The 17,017-nt window shown below is 66.3% G+C and carries 15 protein-coding genes; 9 read left to right on the forward strand and 6 right to left on the reverse strand.

Annotated features, from left to right (window positions below; all coding sequences use genetic code 11):
* Nucleotides 1-6 precede the first annotated feature (6 nt).
* The gene (gene car / locus CWS39_RS02485) at nt 7-3,450 is read right to left on the reverse strand and encodes a carboxylic acid reductase (protein WP_102141325.1); all 3,444 of its coding nucleotides are present in this window, start codon (nt 3,448-3,450) and stop codon (nt 7-9) included.
* Nucleotides 3,451-3,732: 282 nt separating this feature from the next.
* Nucleotides 3,733-4,611, reverse strand: a complete 879-nt coding sequence (locus CWS39_RS02490; protein ID WP_102141326.1) for an oxygenase MpaB family protein — start codon at nt 4,609-4,611, stop codon at nt 3,733-3,735.
* Between the two features lie 79 nt (nt 4,612-4,690).
* Here CWS39_RS02490 and CWS39_RS02495 point away from each other — a divergent pair, with 79 nt between their 5' ends.
* Together CWS39_RS02495 and CWS39_RS02500 are read left to right on the forward strand one after the other, a co-directional pair.
* A complete protein-coding gene (locus tag CWS39_RS02495) occupies nt 4,691-5,323 on the forward strand; it encodes a TetR/AcrR family transcriptional regulator (protein ID WP_431306073.1) in 633 nt (210 codons plus the stop codon).
* A 29-nt stretch (nt 5,324-5,352) separates the two neighbouring features.
* Nucleotides 5,353-6,177 carry an SAM-dependent methyltransferase gene (locus CWS39_RS02500; protein ID WP_199177923.1) on the forward strand — a complete coding sequence of 275 codons (825 nt, stop codon included), beginning with the start codon at nt 5,353-5,355 and terminating at the stop codon, nt 6,175-6,177.
* Here the strand turns inward: CWS39_RS02500 and CWS39_RS02505 are convergent.
* Entirely contained in the window at nt 6,174-6,749 is a 576-nt protein-coding gene (locus tag CWS39_RS02505) for a VOC family protein (RefSeq protein ID WP_102141328.1), read from the reverse strand. The two genes, CWS39_RS02500 and CWS39_RS02505, sit on opposite strands and share 4 nt — an antisense overlap.
* Before the next feature lie 76 nt (nt 6,750-6,825).
* Between CWS39_RS02505 and CWS39_RS02510 the strand changes: the two genes are divergently transcribed.
* From CWS39_RS02510 to CWS39_RS02530, 5 genes are read left to right on the forward strand one after another with little or no spacing between them, the layout of a single operon-like run.
* Nucleotides 6,826-7,452: a TetR/AcrR family transcriptional regulator gene (locus CWS39_RS02510; RefSeq protein ID WP_102141329.1), complete on the forward strand. Its 627-nt coding sequence runs from the start codon at nt 6,826-6,828 to the stop codon at nt 7,450-7,452.
* The gene (locus CWS39_RS02515) at nt 7,449-8,588 is read left to right on the forward strand and encodes an alpha/beta hydrolase (RefSeq protein WP_102141330.1); all 1,140 of its coding nucleotides are present in this window, start codon (nt 7,449-7,451) and stop codon (nt 8,586-8,588) included. Before CWS39_RS02510 ends, CWS39_RS02515 begins: the two co-directional genes overlap by 4 nt.
* Complete coding sequence (locus CWS39_RS02520) at nt 8,564-9,529, forward strand: 2-hydroxyacid dehydrogenase (protein ID WP_102141331.1); 966 nt, start codon at nt 8,564-8,566, stop codon at nt 9,527-9,529. The genes CWS39_RS02515 and CWS39_RS02520 overlap by 25 nt, the downstream gene beginning before the upstream one ends.
* Nucleotides 9,530-9,572: 43 nt before the next feature.
* Complete coding sequence (locus CWS39_RS02525; protein WP_102141332.1) at nt 9,573-11,765, forward strand: acyl-CoA dehydrogenase family protein; 2,193 nt, start codon at nt 9,573-9,575, stop codon at nt 11,763-11,765.
* Between the two features lie 44 nt (nt 11,766-11,809).
* Entirely contained in the window at nt 11,810-12,121 is a 312-nt protein-coding gene (locus CWS39_RS02530; RefSeq protein ID WP_102141333.1) for a hypothetical protein, read from the forward strand.
* A gap of 17 nt (nt 12,122-12,138) precedes the next feature.
* Here the strand turns inward: CWS39_RS02530 and fadD2 are convergent, their stop codons facing one another.
* Nucleotides 12,139-13,830, reverse strand: coding sequence for a long-chain-fatty-acid--CoA ligase FadD2 (gene fadD2, locus CWS39_RS02535; protein WP_102141334.1), 1,692 nt, complete (start codon nt 13,828-13,830; stop codon nt 12,139-12,141).
* Nucleotides 13,831-13,884: 54 nt separating this feature from the next.
* Between fadD2 and CWS39_RS02540 the strand changes: the two genes are divergently transcribed.
* Nucleotides 13,885-15,117, forward strand: a complete 1,233-nt coding sequence (locus CWS39_RS02540; RefSeq protein ID WP_102141335.1) for a DNA polymerase domain-containing protein — start codon at nt 13,885-13,887, stop codon at nt 15,115-15,117.
* Nucleotides 15,118-15,249: 132 nt separating this feature from the next.
* On the forward strand, nt 15,250-15,666 hold the full coding sequence (locus tag CWS39_RS02545; RefSeq protein ID WP_102141336.1) for an STAS domain-containing protein: 417 nt from the start codon (nt 15,250-15,252) through the stop codon (nt 15,664-15,666).
* A gap of 77 nt (nt 15,667-15,743) precedes the next feature.
* On the opposite strand, the gene CWS39_RS02550 is transcribed toward CWS39_RS02545, so the two are convergent.
* Together CWS39_RS02550 and CWS39_RS02555 are read right to left on the reverse strand one after the other, a co-directional pair.
* A complete protein-coding gene (locus tag CWS39_RS02550) occupies nt 15,744-16,178 on the reverse strand; it encodes a helix-turn-helix domain-containing protein (RefSeq protein ID WP_199177924.1) in 435 nt (144 codons plus the stop codon).
* Between the two features lie 61 nt (nt 16,179-16,239).
* A complete protein-coding gene (locus CWS39_RS02555; protein WP_102141337.1) occupies nt 16,240-17,016 on the reverse strand; it encodes a mannan-binding lectin in 777 nt (258 codons plus the stop codon).
* Between the last annotated feature and the right edge of the window lies 1 nt (nt 17,017).

The raw sequence follows: 17,017 nt of genomic DNA on the forward strand, positions 1-17,017 counted from the left end.
GCGAGGCTACAGCAGTCCGACGAGCTGCAGGTTGGTGATGTATTTCACGATGATCTGCGGTGAGACGTGCGGAATGTCTTTGTCCGGGCCGATTTTCGCGTCCTGCACGGCGGTGCGGAACCGGTCGGTGGGCGCGACGGATCCGCGGATCGGACGCTCCGGCCGTTGATAGTTGTGCAGCAGCGGAAGCAGCGTGTACTGCCGCTGACGTTCGGGCAGCGCGCGCATCGCGGTCTCGAAACGCGCCAACCAGTCGGCGTAGTCGTCGACCCGGTGAATCGGGTATCCGGCGTCGATCAGCCAGTCGACGAACTCGTCGAGGCCGATGCCGTCGTCGTACGGGTTCATCACGTGGAACGTCTCGAAGCCGTCCAGCGGGCTCAGCGCCGAGATCGCCTCGGCGATGAATTCCACTGGCAGACCGTCGTAATGGGCGCGCTGGCGGTGGCCGTCGGCGTCGAGCTCGTAGAACGACGCGGGCGCGATGCCGGTGGCCACCAGGCTCAGCATCAACCGCGTGAACATGTCGGGCAGATTGAGCTGGCCGTCATAGGTGACGTCGGCCAGGATCATGTCGCAGCGGAACACCGACACCGGCAGCCCGCACAGATCGTGCGCCTCGCGCAGCAGCACCTCGCCGGCCCACTTGCTGGTGCCGTAGCCGTTGGCGTAGGTGTCGTCGATTGTGCGGGTGGGGCTGATCAGCCGGATGTCGGCGTCCTCGATGAATTCGCCGGGCTTGATGCCCCAGCCGACGCCGATCGTCGAAACATAGCTGTAGGGCTTGAGTTTCGTGGTCAGCGCGATGCGGATCAGTTCAGCGGTGCCCAGCGCGTTGGGCCCGAACAACTCGCTGTAGGGCAGCACATGATTGACTAGGGCGGCCGGGTCGACGATGAGGTCGACGGTGTCGGCGAGCCGCTGCCAGGTCTGCGGCGCCAGGCCGAGGTTGGCTTCGCCCTTGTCTCCTGCGATGACGTCCAGATGCTCGGCGGCCAGTTCGCGATAGTGCTGTAACAGCTTGGGGTCGCCGCTGTCGAACGTCTTGTCCAGGCGGGCTTTTGCGGCGGCGTCGTCCTTGCCGCGCACCAGGCAGATCACCTTCCCACCGACGAGCGACATCCGTTCCAGCCATTCCAGCGCCAGATAGCGGCCGAGGAATCCGGTCGCGCCGGTGAGCAGCACGGTGCGAACCTCCGCGCTGGGACCCGGCAATGATGGTGCGGCAGCCAGTGTTTGGGGATCGATGAACTTGTCCAGTGTCAGGTCCTTGGCGTGCACCGCGGTCGCGTCCCGGCCGTGGACGCTGGCGAATGTGGGCCGCTTGCTGCCTTGTCGCTTGGCCTCGATGTAGCGCGCGATACCGGCCAGGTCGGTGGCCGGGCTGACGATGACGCCGACGGGCACGTCGACGTCGAAAGTCTCGCGAAGCAGGTTGGCGAACGTCAATGCGGACAATGAATCTCCACCCAGATCGGTGAAGTGCGCGTCGGGCTTGACGTCACCTGCGGCCGCGCCAAGGAGTGCGCCGGCGGCCCGGCTGACGGTGTCTGACACCGGCCCGTCCGCGCCTGTCTGACGCAGCGCCCGCAGCTCGTTGGCCTGGCTGTCGGCCAGCTCGGCGTACAGCTGCTCGAGCCGCTCGCCGTAGTGCTCCTTGAGTTTCGGCCGCGCCAGCTTGCGGATGCCGGTCAGCAACCCGTTCTCCAGCGTGAAAGGCGTTGTGTCGATGATGAAGTCGCGGGGGATCTCATAGGACTGCAGGCCGGCAGCCTTCGCGACCTCCTGCAGCGATTCGCTGATCTGCGACTTGGTCGCGCCGTCGACGGGTACCACGACTGCCAGCAGATAGGAGCGAGAGCTGTTGCCGTAGATGTAGATCTGGCGCACCAGCGGGCTGTTGGCGAACACCGCCTCGAGCTTGGAGACCGTGACGAACTCGCCCTGCGACAGCTTGAGCACATTGTTGCGGCGGTCCAGGTACTCCAGTTGATCCGGGCCGATCTCGGCGACGATGTCGCCGGTGCGGTAGTAGCCGTCTTCGTCGAACATCTGCGCGGTGATCGCCGGGCGCTTGTAGTAGCCGGGGAACATCTGCTCGGATTTGACCAGCAGCTCGCCGCGCGGATGCGGCCGGTCGGTGTGGAAGTAGCCGAGCTCGGGGACGTCAACCAGCTTGTAGTCGATCACCGGCGGACGCTGGATGCGCCCGTCGACGAAGACGGAGCCGGCTTCGGTCGAGCCGTACCCCTCCAGCAGGTGCATCTCGAGCAGGCTCTCGACCCACGCTTTCATTTCCGGTGAGATCGGCGCGGATCCAGTCAAAGCGCTGACGAACCGGCCGCCCAGCACGTTGCGCCGGAACTCGGCCAGCACCGCGGCCTCGGAGCCTGGGCCGCGTCGGTCGACCTCGCTCTGATACTCCTGGAAGATTATGTCCCAGATGCGCGGCACGAAGTTCAGCTGCGTGGGCCGCACCAGTGCGAGGTCTTCCAAGAACGTCGACAGGTCGCTGCGCGCTGCGAAATAGGCTGTGCCGCCGGAGCTTATCGACGCGTAGAGGATGCCGCGGCCCATCACGTGGCTCATCGGCATGAAGTTCAACGTGATCGAGGGCAGCGTGGCCTGCCGGTCGTCCCAGCCCATTTTCGCCGCGGCCCGCCAGATGTTGGCGACCTTGCTCTGAAGGTACATGGCGCCTTTCGGTGCGCCGGTGCTGCCGGAGGTGTAGATGAGCAGGGTCAGCGGATCGTCCTGACCGGAGATGTGCGGCGGCGCGTCGGCGAGAGATCGCCCGCGGTCCAGTACGTCGGCCAGCGTTTCGACGATCACGCCGGTGCCGGCGAGTGCGGACCTGGCCGCCTCGAACGCCTCACGCTGATCGTCGACCTGGGGGCGGTAGTCGAACACCACCAACCGGGCGGGGGCGGGCCCGTCTTTGATGAGTTCGACGGCGTCGGAAAGGAAGTCGATGCTCGACGCGATCACGGTCGGCTCGGTCTCGGCGATGATGGGTCGCAGCTGCTCGACCGGCGCGCTGGTCTGCAGGGGCACCGACACGGCGCCGAGCTGGATCAGCGCGATGTCGATGGTCGTGTAGTCGACACTGGTGAAGCCGAGGATCGCGACGCGGTGGCCGGGCTTGACGGGATGGTTGTGCCAGGCGTTGGTCACCGCCTGGATGCGGTCGCCGAGCTGGCGGTAGGTGATGGTGTCGAACTGCGGCAACAGTTCGGCGGAGGTGCGGCCGGTTTGCGGGTCCGTGACGAGATTGACAGCGCGCTGCCCGAGCGCGGGCCGATCGGCATACCCCGCCATCACCTCCCGCACGATCTGCGGTAGCCGGAGGTCGGGCCGGTCGATGACCGCGTTGACGGCCGCACTGGGTTGGGCATTGGAAAATTGCTGGTCGGTGGCGTACAACTCGGCAATCCGGGCATCAGTCGACATCACAAGTCCTCTAGGCAAATCACAGGAAGGGGCGGCGCATCGTCGCGCCTAACAACTAGTATGTTAGGCAAACTAATTTTATTCCTGCAAAGCGCGGCCGTGTGCTGTGAATCTCTTGGGAGTCTGCTTGGGAGCCGCTGGAGCGTCTGCCTGAATCGGTGTCGAGTGTGCGATCACCGCGGCGAGTGTGCATCTACCGTCGTCAACATCGACGAATCCCGCAGCCAGCGCACAGTCAAAGCAGCCAGCGCACACTCGCCCGGGGCGCGACCGGAGCGGCCGCTACACCAGCGGGCGGCCCGTCCTGATCCGCCAGTCCAGATCCTTGAGCAGGACATTGAACGGGAACTGGCGGATGAAGCTCGGCATGATGTGGTTGGCCGTGCGCAACACCGCCATCAGCCGGTCGAACCGGCGCTGGCGCGCGGCGTCCCACGGCAACCGCATCTCATCGCGGAACCGTTGCGGCAGAAAGCCGGTCGTGATCAGAAGCGCGATGCTGTCGTTCATGCGCTGCAGCGGCCCGGGCAGCTTCACTCCCTTGACCCGCGACGCGGCGATCGGATACAGAAACTCGCGGACGGTGTCGTCGATGTGGACCTGCTCCAGCGATTCCTGCCAGTACTTGTCGAACGCCGCGCGATCGGCCGGCCACATCTCCGGTGGCACCTGCAACGTGGTGCCCAAGGTGATGCTCTCGCGGTAGTGCTGATCGGCGGTCTCTTCGTCCATCTCACCGACGAAGATCCGGTACACGTCGACCGCACCCTTGTAGAGGCATGCCGCCACCCACAGCTGCAGGTCCTTGTCGAAGGCGTTGTACCTCACCGGGCTTTCGTCGGTCGAATAGACCTGCGCGTGCGCCTTGTTCACGGCGCGGCGGAACGCCGCCTTCTGCTCGTCGCTGCCCTTGGTGGCCACCGCGAGATAGGTGAAGGTGGTGCGCGCCCGCTTGATCGGGTGCCGGTCGACGCGCCCGCTCTCGACCCGGCTCTCGAGGACGCCGTAGCCGACGCCCGGGCGGGCCAGCTGCATGATGACGTTGGCGGGCCCAGCCAGCAGGGCGACGCCCATCAGGCCGTCTTCGATGCCGGCGCCCCGCCGCGGTCGAGGCTGCGGTACCTGCGCGGATTCACTGACCGGCCGCTCGACGATCGTCATCGACACCCCTATCGGCAATGCGCCCAAATGTGAGAACGCTTGTTTCCTAATATTGCCCGCTGCGCTGACAGGTGTCAAGATGGAGCCCATGACACAAGTCCGGCCCTATCGCGGCGTCGAGGCCGCCGAGCGGGTGGCGCAACGGCGGCGTGCGCTGCTGGAGGCTGGGCTCGACTTGCTGGGTGGCGAAGATGCCCCGGCCGAATTGACCGTGCGCGGTATCTGCGGGCGGGCCGGCGTCTCGGTGCGCTACTTCTACGAGAGCTTCGCCGACAAAGACGAGTTCGTCGCCGCGGTGTTCGACTGGGTCGTCGGCGACATCGCGGCCACCACCCAGGCCGCCGTCGCCGCGGCGCCACGCGACGAGCAGAACCGGGCCGGCATCGCCAACCTCGTACGGGTCATCGCCGGGGATCCGCGGGTGGGGCGGCTGCTGTTCAGTTCCAAGCTGTCCAACGCGGTGTTGGTGCGCAAGCGCGGCGAACTCGGCGGTCTGTTCGCGGCGCTGTCAGGCCAGCACGTCACCAACGCGTATCGGGTCGCCGAGAACGAATGGATCAAGGCCACAACGCATTTCGTGGTCGGCGGCGTCGCGCAGGCTATCAGTGCATGGCTCGCGGGTGAGATTGAGCTCGGTGACGACGAGCTCGTCGACCAGTTGGCCGCGCTGCTGAACCAGCTCGCCGACGCGCGGCTGTACCGGTCCGAATAGTGCGGCCGGGCTGCTGCATGATGGGCGGCATGGACAGCGTCGGAGAGGCAGTAGCAGGAACGGGGCCTCTGGTCGCGGCGATCCGCGCGGAGGAATCGCGGCGTAAGGATCCGCTGTTCACCGATCCGTTCGCAGAGAAGCTGGCCGGCGAGACGGGACGGCGGTTACTCGCCAACGCCGTCGCCGAAACCGGCGAACAAAGCACCGCGCAGATCATCGTCCGCACCCGCTTCTGGGACGAGGCGCTGCTGAAGGCCGTCGACGGGGTCAGGCAGGTCGTCATCCTCGCCGCCGGGATGGACGCCCGGGCATACCGGCTGTCCTGGCCCGACGACACCGCGGTCTACGAGCTGGATCAGCCCGCGGTCATCGAGGCCAAGGCGAAACTGCTGGCCGACGACCAGCCGCGCTGCCGGCGGGTCGCCATCGGCGTCGACCTCGTCGACGACTGGCCGAAAGCGCTACGGGCGCAGGGCTTTGACGCTACGGCGCCGACGGTGTGGTTGATCGAGGGACTGCTGCAATACCTCGAAGAGCGCGCCGTTCGCACACTGTTCGCACGCATCGACACGCTGTCGGCGCCGGGTTCTGTGCTGCTGTACGACGTCGTCGGCAAGACCCTGCTCGAGGCGGCCATGCTCACGCCCGTGCGCCAGTCCATGGCCAAACAGGGCGCTCCATGGTTGTTCGGCACCGACGAGCCTGGGGAATTGGCGGAGCGCCATGGCTGGTCGGCCCGCGTGACCGACGTGGCCGAACCCGGCAACCGGTGGGGCCGGTGGTTCGCGCCAGCGGTGCCACTCGACGTGCCCGACGTGCCGCGGGGCTACTTCGTCGAGGCGACGAAGAACTAGGCCGTCACGGGCCGGCGCCGGTCGGCAGCCGTCTTGGGCGCCACCTGAGCATCCTCAGACGTGAATTCCTTGGTCCAGCAGGCGAATTCGAGGGTGATGCCGTCCGGGTCGAAGAAGTAGAACGACCGCACATATACGCCGGGGTGCACCGTCGGCGAAACCTGGGCTTCACTTTCGTCGTGGTTGAGGATGGGGCCCACCCGCACGCCTTTGGCCTTCAACTTCTGCCGGTACTCGTCGAACTTCTCCGGCGGCACGTGGAAGGCCAGGTGGTTCATCGAGCCGGTGGCGCTGACGATCTCGCCGATTCCCGGGATCGCGGCGGGCGCCGATATGCCCGGCACGCCGTCGGGTGCATCCCGGAACCAGAAGAACGCCACGCAGTCGCCGTTGCCGGCGTCGAAGAAGAAGTGTTGCCCGATGCCGCCCGGCAGATCCAGCGACTTGACCAACGGCATGCCCAGCACGTTGCTGTAGAAGTCGACCGTCTTCTCCATGTCCGAACACACCAGTGCCACGTGGTTGATGCCGCCGAGCTCGAACTCAGGATTCGGATTGTTCGGCTTGATCATGCGCAACTCCTCTGGCGAAATCCAGAAACTGAATCTAACATCAGATTCAGTTTCGATCAATGGCCGAAGGAGTGCGGTGACCGCCAGCCCGCGTGAGCAGTTGCCGACGGTGCGCGGCCGGCAGACGCAGGCGGCCATCGACGCGGCCGCACGCGCGGTGATCGCCCGCAAAGGCATTCTGGCCACGACGATTTCGGATATCGCGGCCGAAGCCGGCAAGTCGACCGCGTCGTTCTACAACTACTACGACTCCAAGGAAGCGATGGTCCGCGAGTGGGCGGTGCGCTTCCGCGACGAGGCCCGCGACCGGTCCCGCGCGGCCGCGAACCCCGGGCTGTCCAACTGGGAACGCTCATACGAGGCAGTCGCAGCGCACTGGTACACCTACCGCCACCGCCTCGCCGAGATCATCGGGATCTCCCAACTCGCGATGATCAACGACGACTTCGCCCAGTACTGGGCCGAGATCTGCGAACTGCCGATCTCCTTGATCACGACGACCGTGAAACAGGCTCAGCGCCAAGGCTTCTGCCCCGACGACGACCCACACCTCATCGCAGTCGCGATGGTGTCGATGCTCAACCAGTTCTGCTACACCAAGCTGGCCGGAGGAAACGATGCCGTCGACGACGAAGCGTGCATCAGCATCTTGGCCAATATCTTCTATCGCACCATCTACCACAAGGAGAGCGGGCTGACATGACCAGAACACCGGGGGCAGCAGCACCAGGCGTCACCCGCGAGTTCGTCGGGCTGGACTCTCCGACCGCACGGCGGGCAGGGTCGGGTGGCCACCCATGCCAGGGCCTTTATCACCGCGGCGTGGGCCGCAAGCCGAAGGTGGCGATGATCGCCGTGCACTACCAAATCGACTTCTCGGAGCACTATCTCGCCGATTACATGGCCACCCGCGGCATCGGCTTCCTCGGCTGGAACACCCGCTACCGCGGCTATGAGAGCAGCTTTCTACTCGACCACGCGCTGGTCGACATCGGCGTCGGCGTGCGATGGCTGCGCGAAGTGCAGGGTGTGGAAACGATTGTGCTGCTGGGCAACTCCGGCGGTGGCTCACTGATGGCGGCCTACCAAGCGCAGGCCGTCAAACCGCATGTGACACCTCTGGAAGGTATGCGGCCCGCGGCCGGGCTCAATGATCTGCCCGCCGCCGACGGCTTTGTCACCAGCGCCGCGCATCCCGGCCGCCCCGACGTGCTGACCGCGTGGATGGATGCGTCCGTCGTCGACGAAGCCGACCCCATCGCCACCAATCCGGACCTCGACCTCTTCGATGAACGCAACGGTCCCCCGTTCTCGCCGGAATTCGTCGAGCGCTACCGGGCCGCGCAGGTTGCGCGCAACAACGCGATCACCGATTGGGTTGAGACGGAATACAAACGGGTGCGCGCGGCCGGCTTCTCCGACCGGCCGTTCACCGTCATGCGTACCTGGGCCGATCCGCGCATGGTGGATCCCACGCTCGAGCCCACAAAGCGCCCCGCGAACATGTGCTACGCGGGCCTCCCAGTGAAGGCCAACCGCTCGGCGCACGGCATTGCGGCGGCGTGCACGCTGCGCAGCTGGCTGGGCATGTGGAGCCTGCGCCACGCGCAGACGCGCGCCGAGCCGCATCTGGCCCGCATCACCTGTCCGGCCCTGGTGATCAACGCCGAGCAGGACACCGGCGTCTACCCTTCTGACGCGCAACGCATTTACGACGCGCTGGCCAGCAGGGACAAGACCCAGGTGGCCATCGACAGCGATCACTACTTCACCACCCCGGGGGCTCGCAGCGAGCAGGCCGATACGATCGCCAAATGGATCGCCAAACGGTGGCGGTAAGAGTCCTCGCCCACTTCACACCCGGCGACAAGGTGCTGGAATTCCTTGCGCCCGAAACCGATTGGCTCGACATTCGGTACTGCGCCGAGGACGACGACGACACCTTCTACCGCGAGCTGCCCGACGCCGAGGTAATTTGGCATGTGCTGCGGCCTCTTTCGGGCCCGGACCTGGAGAAGGCCACGCAGTTGAAGCTCGTGCACAAGATGGGTGCGGGCGTCAACACCATCGACGTCGGCACAGCGACCCGTCGCGGCATCGCGGTGGCGAATATGCCCGGCGCCAACGCCCCGTCGGTCGCCGAGGGCACGGTGCTGCTGATGCTGGCCGCGCTACGCCGGCTGCCCGAACTCGACCGCGCCACCCGCGCCGGCAAGGGCTGGCCGTCGGATCCCAGCCTCGGCGAAACGGTGCGCGACATCGGGGGGTGCACCGTCGGGCTGATCGGCTACGGCAATGTCGCCAAGCGCGTCGAACAGATTGTCGCGGCAATGGGCGCGCAAGTGCTGCACACGAATACCCGCGACGACGGCCTGCCCAGTTGGCGGCCGCTGCCGGAGCTGCTGGCCGCCAGCGACATCGTGTCCCTGCATCTACCGCTCACCGAGCAGACGCACCACCTGCTCGACGCGGACGCGTTGGCGCGGCTGAAACCGGATGCGGTGCTGGTCAACACCTCACGCGGCCCGATCATCGACGAGGACGCGCTGGTCGACGCGCTGCGGGAACGCCGCATCGCCGCGGCGGGGCTCGATGTCTTCGCCGTCGAGCCGATACCCGCCGAGCACCCGCTGCTGAGGCTGGACAACGTCGTCGTCACGCCTCATGTCACCTGGTACACCGTCGACACGATGCGGCGATACCTGACCGAGGCCGTCGACAACTGCCGCAGGCTGCGCGACGGGCAGGACCTAGTTAACGTGGTGAACTCCCACGGGTAGGCTCGGCCCCAACCGACCGATTAATAGGGAAGGCAACGAGGCTATGCCCATCGCAGTCACTTCTGAGCACAACGACCTGGCCGATTCGGTGCGGTCCCTGGTGGCGCGGGTAGCGCCGTCCGAGGTTTTGCACGAAGCGCTGGAAACGCCGATCTCCAATCCGCCGCCGTACTGGAAGGCCGCCGCCGAGCAGGGCCTGCAGGGTGTGCACCTCTCCGAATCCGTTGGCGGACAAGGCTTCGGCATCCTGGAGTTGGCTATCGTCGTCGCCGAGTTCGGCTACGGCGCGGTGCCCGGTCCGTTCGTCCCGTCGGCGATCGCCAGCGCGCTGATCGCCGCGCATGACCCCGAGGCCAAGATCCTCAACGACCTGGCGTCGGGCAACGTCATCGCCGCGTACGCCATCGACTCCGGCCTGACCGCCACCCGCCACGGGGACGGCCTGGTCATCCGCGGCGAGGTCCGCGCGGTGCCCGCCGCGGCGCAGGCCTCGGTGCTGGTGCTGCCGGTCGCGATCGAGAGCGGCGAGGAGTGGGTGGTACTGGAAGCCGACCAGCTCGAGATCGAGCCGGTGTCAAGCGTCGACCCGCTGCGCCCGTTGGCCCACGTGCGCGCCAACGCCGTCGAGATCGGCGACGACCGGGTGCTCTCCAACCTCAGCCGGACGCTGGCGCGCGCGCTGATGTCCACGCTGCTCTCGGCGGAGGCCATCGGCGTTGCGCGGTGGGCCACCGACACCGCGGCGGCCTACGCCAAGATCCGCGAGCAGTTCGGCCGCCCGATCGGCCAGTTCCAGGCCATCAAGCACAAGTGCGCCGAGATGATCGCCGACACCGAACGTGCCACCGCCGCGGTGTGGGACGCCGCCCGCGCCATCGACGAGTACGCCGAAACCCACTCGCAGGACAGCCTTTACGAGTTCGCCGCCGCCGTCGCCGCCACGCTGGCGCCTGCGGCCGCGCAGCGCTGTACGCAGGACTGCATCCAGGTGCACGGCGGTATCGGGTTCACCTGGGAGCACGACTGCAACATCTACTATCGCCGGGCGCTGGTGCTGGCGGCGTGCTTCGGGCGCTCCGCTGACTACCCGCAGCAGGTCGTCGACACCGCGACGAGCACCGGCATGCGCAAGGTCGACATCGACCTCGACCCGGAGACCGAGAAGCTACGGGAGCAGATCCGCGCGGAAGTCGCTGCGCTCAAAGCGATTCCACGCGAAGAGCGCAACGTCGCGATCGCCGAGGGCGGTTGGGTGCAGCCGCATCTGCCCAAGCCGTGGGGTCGCGCGTCGAGCCCTGTCGAGCAGATCATCATCGCGCAGGAGTTCACCGCGGGCCGGGTGAAGCGACCGCAGATGGGCATCGCCGCGTGGATCATCCCGTCGATCGTCGCGTTCGGCACCGAAGAGCAGAAGCAGCGCTTCCTGCCGCCCACATTCCGCGGCGAAATGATTTGGTGCCAGCTGTTTTCCGAGCCCGGTGCCGGGTCGGACCTGGCAAGCCTGACCACCAAGGCCACCAAGGTCGACGGCGGCTGGCGGATCACCGGGCAGAAGATCTGGACGACCGGCGCGCAGTTCTCGCAGTGGGGTGCGCTGCTGGCGCGGACGGATCCAAATGCGCCGAAACACAACGGCATCACGTACTTCCTGCTGGATATGCGCAGCAAGGGTGTCGAGGTGAAGCCGCTGCGTGAGCTGACCGGCAACGCGATGTTCAACACCGTCTTCATCGACGACGTGTTCGTCCCAGACGAATTCGTGCTCGGCGAGGTGAATCGCGGCTGGGAAGTCAGCCGCAACACACTGACCAACGAGCGGGTGTCGATCGGCAGCAGCGAGCCGCCGTTCCTGGCGAACCTCGACCAGTTCGTCGACTTCATCCGCGACGGGCATTTCGACCAGATTCAGCAGAACAAGGCCGGACATCTGATCGCCGAGGGCCACGCCGCCAAGGTGCTCAACATGCGCTCGACGCTGCTGACGCTGGCCGGCGGGGACGCGATGCCCGCGGCGGCGATCTCCAAGCTGCTGTCGATGCGCACCGGCCAGGGTTATGCCGAGTTCGCGGTGTCGTCGTTCGGCACCGACGGCGCGATCGGCGACCCGAAGCGGGAGCCCGGCAAGTGGGCGCAGTACCTGCTGGCCAGCCGCGCCACCACGATTTACGGCGGCACCACCGAGGTGCAGCTGAACATCATCGCCGAGCGGCTGCTGGGCCTGCCCCGCGACCCGTAAACCCCTTGCGTTTCGGCGCTTGGCGGCAGGGGAACCCGTCAGGCATGACCCATGACGTTGAGAAGCGCTTCGACCGGCCCGGCACGTTTCACCAAGCGGCCATCTATGTGGGTGTGGTCGTCGCGGTGGCAGGCGTCGCGTTCGCGATCTATGCGGTCACCGCGCGCGGCTCGGTGATCGTGGCGTCCATCGTCCCCGCGATTCTGTTGATCGGCGGCATCGGCGCGTTCGCCAAGACCTATCGCCTGTGGAGGGCGCAGGGCGCGTGGCCGGCCTGGCAGGGCGCCGGCTGGTTCCTGTTGCTGCTGATGCTCGTGTGCCTGTCGATCCCCGGCGCCGCGATGATGTCGACCTAGTTGAGCCGCGAGCAGCGCTACTCGACTTCTATATTGCGCAGCTCGCGCTTGAGGATCTTGCCTGTCGGGTTGCGCGGCAGCTCGTCGAGGAAGATCACCTCCCGCGGCACCTTGTAGCGGGCCAGGTGCTCGCGCACGTACTGCTTGACGTCGTCCTCGGTGAGGTCAGCGCCCTCCTTTTTGACGACGAACGCCCGCAGCCGCGCGCCCCACTCTTTGTCCTCCACACCGAGCGCCGTCGCCTCGACGACATCGGGATGCCCGCTGATCAAGTCCTCGACCTCGGCGGGGAACACATTCTCGCCGCCGGAGACGATCATCTCGTCATCGCGGCCGCTGACGTAGAGCAGACCGTGCTCGTCGAAATAGCCGACATCACCCGAGGACAGCAACCCGTCGATGATCTGTTTGCCACCGCCGCCGGTGTAGCCCTCGAACGGGAAGAAGTTGCCGACGAAGATCCGGCCGACCTGCCCTTGCGGCACCTCATTCCCGTCGTCGTCGAGGATCTTGACCTTGACGCCCTTGACCACAGGCCCGACCGTCGCAGGGTTGATCGACAGGTCCTGCGGTCGCGCGATCGCCGCGAATGCCACCTCCGTCGACCCGTACAGGTTGTAGACGACGGGACCGAGCTCCTTCATCGCGCGGGTGGCCAGTTCGGCGCCCAGCTGCGAGCCGGACACGAACACGATCCGCAGCGACGACAAATCGGGCTTCGGTGTCGTCTTGTCCAGCTGGTCGAGGATGCGCGACAGCATCACCGGCACCACCACAACCGCCGTGACCTTGTGCTTCTCGATATCCTCGAGCACCGTCGCGGGCTTGAACCGTCGATGCAGCACCAGCGTCGACCCCAGCATCATCGCGATCGTGGCGTGCAGGAAGCCCAGCGCGTGGAACATCGGCGCCGGAAGCGCCGTCACCTCGCCGGCCTTGAACGGCACATGCGACAGCACGCCACCAATCGGCGCGAGCGTCGGCGGCGTACTGCGGTTGGCGCCCTTCGGCGTACCGGTGGTGCCGCTGGTCAGGATGATGATCGACGACTGCTTGGTGGCCTTCGGCGCGGGCTGGGTGCCGGTGCGCGCAATGAGGTCGGCCAGCGTTTCGTCCGTGCTGCCCGACGGCTCCGGCTTGTCCGGATTGTTCGACAGCGCCCGCAGCTTGCCCAGCTCCGGATCGGCCTGCGCGACGGCGGGGGTGTATTCGTCGTCGTAGATGATCAGTTTCGCGCCCTCGCGCTCGGAGACCTCCTTGATCTGCGGGCCCGAGAACTCGCTGTTGAGCAGGATGATGCGGGCGCCGACGCGGGCGGCGGCGTACACCGAGATGAGGAACCAGCGGTGGTTGCGGGCCAGGATCGCCACGCCGTCACCGCCCTTGACACCCATTGCCAGCAGACCGTTGGCGACGGCGTGGGCGGCGTCGTCGAGCTCCTTGAACGTCAGGTCGCCTTCGTCGTCGATGATCGCGAGACGGTGCGGGCTGCGGCGGGCGTTGAGCGACGGGATCATGCCGATCTCACCCCACCGCCGTATGTCGGCGACCAGCGCAGCCATGTTTTGCGGCGGTTCGAGCTTGAGCGCGCCGGCCTCGAACATCTTGCGGGCGTAATGCAGTTCCGCCGCGCCGCGCTCGACGTACTTCCCGACGGACTGCTGGACTTTGGCCGCTGCCTGCAACGGAAGATCAGTTAGCTTCGGCATGCGCTCACAATATGTGACCGGTGTGACGCGCAGACCGGTAATTACGATGACGGTATGGCCGGTCCGCTCACGCTGGAGGTGGGCGGTCGCGAGGTCACCGTGACCAACCCCGACAAAGTCGTCTTCGGAGATTTGGGCGTCACCAAGCTCGACCTCGTCAACTACTACCTCGCTGTCGCCGACGGTGCACTGCGCGGTGTCGCCGAACGGCCGATGATCCTCAAGCGGTTTGTCAAAGGCATCTCCGAAGAGGCGGTATTTCAGAAGCGCGCCCCCGAGAAGCGGCCCGACTACGTCGACGTCGCCGAGCTGAAGTACGCGTCGGGCACCTCGGCGAAAGAAGCGGTGATTCACGACGCCGCCGGGCTGGCCTGGGCGGTCAACCTCGGCTGCGTCGACCTCAATCCGCATCCGGTGCGCGCGGACGACCTGGCCCATCCCGACGAGCTGCGCGTCGACCTGGACCCGATGCCAGGTGTCGACTGGCGTCAGATCGTCGGGGTCGCGCTGGTGGCCCGCGAGGTGCTGGAAGATCACGGGCTGACGGCGTGGCCGAAGACGTCGGGCTCACGAGGCTTCCATATCTATGCCCGCATCCAGCCGCGGTGGCCGTTCAAGTTCGTCCGGCTCGCGGCGCAAGCGGTGGCCCGCGAGGTCGAACGCCGGGCGCCGGAACTGGCGACCGCTCGCTGGTGGAAAGAGGAACGCGAAGGCGTCTTCGTCGACTTCAACCAGAACGCCTTCGACCGGACGGTCGCGTCGGCGTATTCGGTGCGGGCAACGCCCGACGCGCGGGTGTCCACGCCCCTGCGCTGGGACGAGGTGCCCGATTGCCGCCCGGAGGCGTTCACTCTGGCGACGGTGCCGCAGCGCTTCGCCGAGATCGGCGACCCCTGGGAGTCGATGGACACCTCGGCGGGCAGCTTGGACGCATTGCTGGACCTGGCGGATCGGCTGGGCCCCGCGGAGAAGGCGCCGCGCGGCGCGAAAAAGGGCACCGGACGACGACAATCGGTGATGCCGCTCATCGAGATTGCCCGCACCAAGACCCGCGACGAGGCGATGGCCGCGCTGGATCAGTGGCGTGACAAGTATCCTGCGGTCGCCGAAAAGCTCCAGCCCGCAGACGTTTTGGTGGACGGCATGCGTGGACCGAGTTCGATCTGGTACCGCATCCGGATCAACCTGCAGCACGTGCCCGAAGATCAGCGCCCGCCGCAGGAACCGTTGCTCGCCGACTACAACCCGTGGGAGAACTACACCGGCGGCCAATTCCGCCGCAGCTAACGCCCGCGTTACCTCGAAGTAACTGACCAGGCTAAATCCGGTTCTTATCGAAGTATTAGTGGTTGCTCCCGACCGCCTTATTTTGGCGGCCTAGCTTTGGTGACAAGGTTCCAGCGATCGAAGGGAGGCGTTATGTACGGCAATCCGACGTTCGACTGTGATGGTGCCCGACTGCGCGCGCAGTGCCGTCAGCTCGCGACCGTGGTGACGGTGACCGGTGATATCGACGACGACAACGTCGACCGCGTCGAAGCGTATGCGCGCCGATTCGTGCTGCCCGAAAAGCCCGTGATCCTCGACCTCAGCGGTGTGAATTCGCTCTCCGGCCACGGTGTTTCGTTGTTCTATGCCGTCGATGAAGAGTGCTTCGACCGCGGCGTGGAGTGGTCGTTGATCCCGAGCCCGCAGGTGCGCGAACTGCTGCGCGCCTGCGGCGCCCTGGATGACTTCCCGATCGCCGGGTCGGTGCCAGAAGCGCTGTACCACTTCGAAGAAGGCATCGTCGCGCGCCGTCGACTGCTGCCGCTGCTCATCAAAAAGACCGCCTAGACCAGAAAGTCGTAACCATGTTGATCGACGCCCGATGGCTGACAGTTCTCCTCAAACACCGCCACCATTCGCGGCGGTTATCGCCGACGCAACGTCGGGTCGCCGAGCACCAGCGCGGCTAGCGCCACGCCGCCGCGGCCAGATCGTGCGGCCCCGCAGCCGGGTAGCCGTGCTCGTCGCGCACCGCCGTGGAGAACCGTCGCAACAGCGTCACGGCATTCTCGAAGCCGTCCGCGAGGCCGTCGACGATCGGTCGGCAGGCCTCGTCGGTGTTGACCTCGATCTGCTCGCACCGCGCGCCCGTGGTCGGTCAGCCCGCCGTCGGCCACCAGCCCGCGTCGTTCCAGCCGGGCGATTCCCTCGTCGAGTTCGGCCTCGGACCAGCCTCGGCTCCTGATGTAGGTCTTCAGCGGCACACCCCAATACAACTCGGTCAGCAGCCCGATCTCGACGGCGTCGAACCCGGCCGATGTCCAGGCCGCGGTGTGGGCGTCTCCGCGGAACTCCCGCAACCGGTCGGCGAAGCGCCACGCCGAACCGAGTGGGCCCTCCGGCCTTGTCCATTGTCTATTCCTACACCCCTCCGAACTCGGGGCGCAGGATAGTGCTCAGCGCGCTCAGCGGTATGACCGCCTGCACGGTGCCGCCGTCCATCGACCAGTGCATCACTCCCGGTGTGAAGTTGATCGGATGGTCGCGCGCGACGGGGTAATCCGGCATGTACAGGATGAGATCGGTGGGCGTCAGCGCCCAGGCTTTGTAGCCGCCCGAATACACCTTGTCGGGCGTCCACCGGTCGACCGTGAACGGGTAGGTGCCCGGATTGTGCGGTGGTGGCGCTGCATTGAGCGCCTTCTCGATATACGGTCGGCCCAGCATCGGAATCTCGGCCAGGGGATCGACTCCGGGCTTGGTCAGATCGGACAGCTGCAGACGTCGCCCGTCGCCCATGTGGAAGGTGAAGGTGCGGTATGCGTTGTTGAAGTCCGGGCCGTCGGCGTGGTAGGTCTCGCGAAACACCACGCTGAGCGCATCACCGTGCTGGAACACCTGAAAGTTGGCCTCGCCGAAGCTGTCCGCGACCATCGTGCCCACGGTGCGCCAGTTGTCGACCAGGGTACTCAGGTAGTTCCGCAGCACCGGGCCGGTGGTGGGGTTATCCACCAGCTCTTCGGGTATCGCTATCTTTATGTCGCGGACCGCCATGCGTTCAGACTCAACTGAGGTGTGGCAATACGGCCCCGTCCAGTTACCGCCGAGCTCACCGCAGAACTGTTGGGCGGACGCCGACGCGGTGGGTGCGGTGGCAAGTGCCACCGCCGCAGCCGCAATCAACAACGCGATACGCATG

The sequence above is a fragment of the Mycobacterium hubeiense genome (assembly GCF_002838065.1).
Lineage (GTDB): Bacteria > Actinomycetota > Actinomycetes > Mycobacteriales > Mycobacteriaceae > Mycobacterium > Mycobacterium hubeiense.

Coding starts and splice junctions, on each gene's coding strand:
- CWS39_RS02555 (WP_102141337.1), bottom strand. CDS start 17,016: ATGCGTATCGCGTTGTTGATTGCGGCTGCGGCGGTGGCACTTGCCACC.
- CWS39_RS02515 (WP_102141330.1), top strand. CDS start 7,449: ATGACCAGAACACCGGGGGCAGCAGCACCAGGCGTCACCCGCGAGTTC.
- CWS39_RS02530 (WP_102141333.1), top strand. CDS start 11,810: ATGACCCATGACGTTGAGAAGCGCTTCGACCGGCCCGGCACGTTTCAC.
- CWS39_RS02500 (WP_199177923.1), top strand. CDS start 5,353: ATGGACAGCGTCGGAGAGGCAGTAGCAGGAACGGGGCCTCTGGTCGCG.
- car (WP_102141325.1), bottom strand. CDS start 3,450: ATGTCGACTGATGCCCGGATTGCCGAGTTGTACGCCACCGACCAGCAA.
- CWS39_RS02495 (WP_431306073.1), top strand. CDS start 4,691: ATGGAGCCCATGACACAAGTCCGGCCCTATCGCGGCGTCGAGGCCGCC.
- CWS39_RS02540 (WP_102141335.1), top strand. CDS start 13,885: ATGGCCGGTCCGCTCACGCTGGAGGTGGGCGGTCGCGAGGTCACCGTG.
- CWS39_RS02545 (WP_102141336.1), top strand. CDS start 15,250: ATGTACGGCAATCCGACGTTCGACTGTGATGGTGCCCGACTGCGCGCG.
- CWS39_RS02520 (WP_102141331.1), top strand. CDS start 8,564: ATGGATCGCCAAACGGTGGCGGTAAGAGTCCTCGCCCACTTCACACCC.
- CWS39_RS02505 (WP_102141328.1), bottom strand. CDS start 6,749: ATGATCAAGCCGAACAATCCGAATCCTGAGTTCGAGCTCGGCGGCATC.
- CWS39_RS02525 (WP_102141332.1), top strand. CDS start 9,573: ATGCCCATCGCAGTCACTTCTGAGCACAACGACCTGGCCGATTCGGTG.
- CWS39_RS02490 (WP_102141326.1), bottom strand. CDS start 4,611: ATGACGATCGTCGAGCGGCCGGTCAGTGAATCCGCGCAGGTACCGCAG.
- fadD2 (WP_102141334.1), bottom strand. CDS start 13,830: ATGCCGAAGCTAACTGATCTTCCGTTGCAGGCAGCGGCCAAAGTCCAG.